Annotated in this window: 3 protein-coding genes; 1 reads left to right on the forward strand and 2 read right to left on the reverse strand. The window is 42.2% G+C overall.

The genetic code is table 11. The features are described from left to right. Window positions 1-106: 106 nt before the first annotated feature. Together Q9Q35_RS01265 and Q9Q35_RS01270 are read right to left on the reverse strand one after the other, a co-directional pair. Window positions 107-3,727, reverse strand: a complete 3,621-nt coding sequence (locus tag Q9Q35_RS01265; protein ID WP_304651793.1) for a DNA-directed RNA polymerase subunit beta — start codon at window positions 3,725-3,727, stop codon at window positions 107-109. A gap of 305 nt (window positions 3,728-4,032) precedes the next feature. Continuing rightward, complete coding sequence (locus Q9Q35_RS01270; protein WP_089135766.1) at window positions 4,033-4,422, reverse strand: protein-export chaperone SecB; 390 nt, start codon at window positions 4,420-4,422, stop codon at window positions 4,033-4,035. A 173-nt stretch (window positions 4,423-4,595) separates the two neighbouring features. On the opposite strand from Q9Q35_RS01270, the gene Q9Q35_RS01275 reads away from it, so the two are divergent. Continuing rightward, a partial coding sequence (locus tag Q9Q35_RS01275) for a hypothetical protein (protein WP_304651794.1) occupies window positions 4,596-5,582 on the forward strand: 987 nt, incomplete at its 3' end.

Consider the following 5,582-nt stretch of genomic DNA (forward strand, 5'->3'; position numbering starts at 1 on the left):
CTTCTGATCTTATCGGATGAAGCAAGGCCGATTTGCATGCTATCGAATTTATTGACATCGATCAAAGGACCGACCTCCCTTTCTTATTTTGAAATACGAGTGTTTACTACTTTTCAACTTTTGTTTCTTCTTCGGCTGGTTTTGAGCCTTCTGCAGCAGCTGCTTTTTCAGCTGCTGCTTTTTCGCGCTTAGCTTTTTCTTCTTCAGAAACTTTAGCTAATGCATCGACTTTCATAATGTCATCATCATCTTCGTCCATGTCGCGCAATTCGATCTCTTGTTTTTGAGCGTCGAGCACTTTCATATCAAGACCAAGTGATTGTAATTCCTTAACTAAAACGCGGAATGATTCAGGCACGCCTGGTTGTGGAATTTGTTCACCCTTAACGATAGCTTCATAAGTCTTAACACGGCCGACCACGTCATCAGACTTGTAAGTCAAGATCTCTTGTAAGGTGTAAGCTGCCCCATAAGCTTCAAGGGCCCAAACTTCCATTTCCCCAAATCTTTGGCCACCAAATTGTGCTTTACCACCAAGAGGTTGTTGTGTGACCAAGGAGTAAGGTCCGATCGAACGAGCGTGGATCTTATCATCGACCATGTGAGCGAGTTTCATGTAGTACATGACACCGACAGCGACACGGTTATCGAATGCTTCACCTGTACGACCATCGTAAAGAACTGTCTTACCGTCGGATGGAAGACCAGCTTCTTTTAGTGCAGCCCAGATATCTTCGTCACGCGCACCATCGAAAACTGGTGAAGTTACGTGGATACCGAGTTTACGAGCAGCCATACCCAAGTGAAGATCTAATACTTGTCCGATGTTCATACGGGAAGGCACACCCATTGGAGAAAGCATGATGTCGATCGGTGTACCATCTGGCATAAATGGCATATCTTCTTCAGGGATAACAACAGAGACTGTACCCTTGTTACCGTGACGACCAGCCATCTTATCACCGACTTGTAATTTACGTTTTTGTGCAATGTAAACACGAACCATCATGTTAACACCAGGTGCTAGTTCATCGCCAGCTTCACGTGTGAAGATCTTCACGTCTTGGACGATACCGCCACCACCGTGAGGCACACGTAAGGAAGTATCACGAACTTCACGTGCTTTTTCACCAAAGATCGCATGCAATAAGCGTTCTTCAGCTGACAATTCAGTCATCCCTTTAGGTGTAACTTTACCAACTAAGATATCGCCATCCTTAACTTCAGCCCCGATACGTACGATACCGAACTCATCTAAGTTCTTCAACGCATCTTCACCAACGTTAGGGATCTCACGTGTCATTTCTTCAGGCCCGAGTTTGGTATCACGAGCTTCGGATTCATGTTCTTCGATGTGGATCGAAGTATAAACATCTTCTTTAACTAAACGTTCGTTGATCGCGATAGCATCTTCGAAGTTGTAACCATCCCAAGTCATGAAGGCGATAAGTGGGTTTTGCCCTAAAGCTAATTCCCCTTCTTCCATTGATGGACCATCAGCTAACACATCATCAGCATCAACATGGTCACCAACACGTACGATCGGTGTTTGGTTGTAGTTCTTACCACCGTTAGAACGACGGAATTTCATCAACTTGTAAGTATCTAAAGAGCCATCTTCACGACGCACGCGGATCTCACGAGCATCAACGTATTCAACTGTACCATCATGGTCAGCGATCAAAGCATCACCGGAGTCATGAGCAGCTTTGTATTCGATACCAGTACCAACTAATGGAGCATGTGGCTTGATCAAAGGAACAGCCTGACGCTGCATGTTAGCACCCATCAAAGCACGGTTGGAGTCATCGTTTTCCAAGAAAGGAATACATGCTGTAGCGACCGCAACAACTTGTTTTGGTGACACGTCCATGTAGTCGACTTTATCAACGGAAATTTCGATATTTTCATCTTTATGACGAGCCATAACAACATTATCAACGAATGAACCATCATCGTTTAATGGTGAGTTAGCTTGTGCTACGACATAGTTATCTTCTTCATCAGCTGTCAAGTAGTCGATCTTATCAGTAACTTTATGTGTATCCCAAGAAACACGACGGTATGGTGTTTCCACGAAACCATATTTGTTGACACGAGCATAGGTAGACAAACTGTTGATCAAACCGATGTTAGGACCTTCAGGCGTTTCGATCGGACACATACGACCATAGTGAGTATAGTGAACGTCACGAACTTCATAGCCAGCACGGTCACGTGTCAAACCACCAGGCCCTAAGGCTGAAAGACGACGCTTATGTGTAAGTTCGCCAAGTGGGTTTGTTTGATCCATGAACTGGGATAACTGGGAACTACCAAAGAATTCCTTGATCGAAGCAACAACTGGACGGATGTTGATCAATTGTTGTGGCGTTACCGTTGCGATGTCTTGGATAGACATTCTTTCACGAACCACACGTTCCATCCGTGTCAAACCGATACGGAATTGGTTTTGTAATAATTCACCCACAGAACGGATACGACGGTTACCCAAGTGGTCGATATCGTCAACGCTACCTAAACCTTCTTGTAAGTTGAAGAAGTAGTTCATGGAAGCCAAGATATCAGCTGGGGTGATGTGCTTGTATTCCAAAGGTACATTACCGTTACCGATCACGTTGATCACGCGTTCTGGATCTGTTTCAGAGTAGACCTTGATGATCTGTAAAGTCATTGGTTCTTGGACTACGCCTTCTTCAGATGGATGGAAGGTCACCATCTTGAAATCATCACGCTTGAGGTAAGGAGCTAATTTTTCCATAGCTACCTTATCTAAAAGGTCACCCTTATTGACGATGATCTCGCCTGTTTCTGGATCAGCTAAAGTTTCAGCTACACGTGTGTTCAATAGACGTGTCTTCAAATCAAGCTTCTTGTTGATCTTATAACGACCAACAGCTGCTAGATCATAACGTTTTGGATCAAAGAAACGCGCTGTCAAAAGACTACGTGCAGAATCAGCTGTCTTTGGTTCGCCTGGACGTAGGCGTTCGTAGATATCTTTCAAGGATTCTTCAACACGGGAATCTTCCATGTTCTTATGGATATCTTTTTCCAAAGTATTCATCAATGCATCAGTTTCACCGAGCATTTCAAGAATTTGAGAATCTGATTCGTAACCCAAAGCACGAATCAATTCTGTCAATGGGATCTTACGTGTGCGGTCGATACGTACATAAGCAACGTTTTTAGCATCTGTTTCGTATTCCAACCAAGCACCACGGTTAGGGATCACCGTTGTACCGTAGTTTTCACGGCCATTTTTATCTAATTCAGAGTTAAAGTATACGCCGGGTGAACGAACTAATTGTGAGACAATAACACGTTCAGCACCGTTGATGATGAATGTACCTTGCTTTGTCATCAATGGAAAATCGCCAAAGAAGACGTCTTGTGACTTGATCTCCCCAGTTTCCTTATTGATCAAACGCAAAGTAACGTGTAATGGTGCTGAGTAGTTAGCGTCGTGTTCACGTGCTTCGTCAACCGTGTACTTTGGTTCTAACAATTGATAATCGACAAATTCAAGTGATAAGTTCCCTGCGAAGTCTTCGATAGGCATGATGTCTTCAAACATCTCACGCAAACCTTCGTCTAAGAACCATTTGTAAGAGTCTGTTTGGATCTCGATCAAGTTAGGCAGATCTAGAACTTCTTTGATTCGAGAATAACTTCTGCGTTCACGGTGTTTGCCGTATTTTACTAAATGTCCTGCCAAGTTGTTCACCTCTCAAAATATTTACTGTAAATTGCTGCTACAACTGAAAATTAATATTACAATTATGTTACAAATAACTTTTTGCAAAAATTTTCAGTGAATTTTGGCAAAAAAAAGCAAAAACAGATCATGTTTAATAAAATAAACCTCACTATTTTTGCTTCTTCGTTTGCCTGATCCGGACAATAGATCGTATCAAGCATCTAAATTCACAGTTTTTGCATCTATATAGTGTAGCAATAAAAACCGGTACTGTCAATACTTTTTGCACGTTTTCTGAAAACTAATTTGTCAGTGTTGGACATACCTTTTTATCACTTATCTTTCGCCTGTTCTTCTAATAAGGATAGTATATTTACCGTGGGGATCAACACAGCATCTGAACTATCTAAAGATGAAACCATTGAGATGGCACTTCGTAGATAAGGAAAAACGATTGCAGCTCCATTAACTACCAAATAATTTTCTTGCTCACTCTCTGAATTGATCGTGAAGTACCCACTCACTCGAGCCACTATCGTCTTATTTTCGCCTTGATCAACAAATTTTGCCTTTAATGTGACCTTGCCGTTTTTCCTATCCTCAGTCATTCCCGATTCTATTGCCAACTTTAAATTATCCGATCCTAAGTCTTCATTATCTACACTTCTAACATAAGATAACTCTTCAATTTCATATCTTTCTAATTCTATCGCTGGTTTCATAGTCTACTGCTATATAAAATATGAACAAACGTAATCAAATATCTCAAATGATTACATTTGAGAAAGAAATATTATGTCAAAGTCCGGACAATGAAAAAGGCCAACGGTAAAACCTGTTATTCCAAATGGTCAAAAGTGAAAACGGTTAAGACAAAAAAATGAGGAGAGAAGATATGAAAAAATGGATTGCAATGTTGGCATTGGTATGTGCGTTTTGTATGATACCGACCGTTTCGGCAAAGGCATCGGGAAATCCAACTCCCCCGGGGCTTTATATTGACGATGTGAGGTGCCTGCTACATGAGGTAAAAGAAGGCGACGGATGGAACTATGACGGCGATTATACACTGACATTAGACGGAACTATTGTGGATAGTATTTATTTTCAACCATATGACGAAAATGTTTTAATGGGTGGTATGGATCGTTATGTCCCGACAGGACTTCGGATCGTATTGAAGGGAAAGAATACAGTCGGTGTGATTCGAAGCGATATTGGAAAATTCTGTACTTTTGTAATATCCGGGAACGGAAGTATGGAGATGGAACAGCTGTGGAATGCAGCATATCAGTTTCGGGGCGGAGATGTGACGGTTGCAAAGTATGATGAGGCCGTAATCAGAGGCATGGAAGTATATCCGGGAGCATCTGTGACAATAGGATTTAGTTCGTCGGGAGGATGGATTGCAGATTACTTGGATATCATGTTATATGGAGGAACCTTGAACGTTCGTAATGATTACGGAGACTTTCGGAATGTAGGTAAGGTGAATATATATAATGGGGCCAAAATGATTGTGAATTGCCCTATGAAGGTGGGTTCAGCGTCAACGATTCTGACGGATTATCATGTGACAGATGCAGAGGGAAACGCAGTGGTAATGGAAGAACGAGATTATCATAGTATCAGTAGTTATTTAGTATCCGCAGGCCAAAAGGAACCCGCAAATGTGCTCGTATTTACCAGAGATGAACAGAAAGAACTCCCTCCGGACACCTCGGAACAATGGAATTTTCGTATTTCAGAGGACGGGACGCTGACAAAATATGTCGGGCAGGGCTTTAAAGCGGTCATTGCGGAAGGGGTTGTAAGAATTGACGATCGTACGTTTAGCGCTCTGAACTTAAAAAAAGAAAGCGGCTGTAGCCAATGGGACGGA

This window comes from uncultured Ligilactobacillus sp. (assembly GCF_948826705.1).
Lineage (GTDB): Bacteria > Bacillota > Bacilli > Lactobacillales > Lactobacillaceae > Ligilactobacillus.